This window comes from Rhodococcus sp. P4_F3_2 (assembly GCF_056401335.1).
Genome location: NZ_JBFUJN010000103.1, coordinates 1 through 790 on the forward strand (window position 1 = coordinate 1; position 790 = coordinate 790).

General features: G+C 40.5%; 1 protein-coding gene. It reads right to left on the bottom strand.

All coding sequences use genetic code 11. The features are described from left to right. Positions 1 to 790 (bottom strand): MSCRAMM family protein (locus AC1DWA_RS32940; protein ID WP_477917616.1); only part of this gene is annotated, 790 nt, incomplete at both ends.

Below are 790 nucleotides of genomic sequence, written 5' to 3' on the forward strand. Positions count from 1 at the left end.
GTTAAAATCGCACCGTTAATTGGCAAACCTGTTGCAACATTAAGAACTTGCCCCGTAATGGATGCTGGGTTAGGCGTTAGTAAAATATTCAACTCATTTGTTTGATCAGAAACAATCACTATACTAGTCGTTTGAGCTACAAAATTAGGGGCTGTCACTAATAAGTTATAGCTGCCTGGAGGTAAATCCAGTACTGCAAATGTCCCATCCGACTGGGCAAGTAATGTCTTTAATAAAGTCCCTCCCTGATCAAATACCTCAATTTGCGTGTCTGTTCCCAAAATAGGACTACCCTGTAAGTCTGTAATGACACCTGTGATTGCCCCCACATTTGGTACCAGGGCAACATCAGCATTAGTTGTGATATCGCTTTGGACAATTGCTCCAACGTTTGAAATACCAAACCCATTTGCAGTTGCCAATACGGTATATATTCCTGGAGCTACACCGGTAATAAAATAGGTACCATTTTCATCTGTAATATCAAACCCGACAATTAAGCCAATCCCTCCACTAGTACGAAGGAGAACAATCGAACCTACTATAGGATCTCCCGTTTGTCCGTTAGTAATTTGGCCTGTTATAATTCCTGGATTTTCAATGAGTCCAAGATTTACATTTTCTAAGCCACCAGCGCCAAGAGTGACTCCACTAACTTGACTTGAAAAGGTGGGAGCAGTGACAATAATAGTTTGGGAACCAGGTGGTAAATTACTAATTACGTAATTTCCATTTTGATCCGTCAAGGCGGTTCCTAATACTGTTTCATTTTGATCAATGACTCTTATAG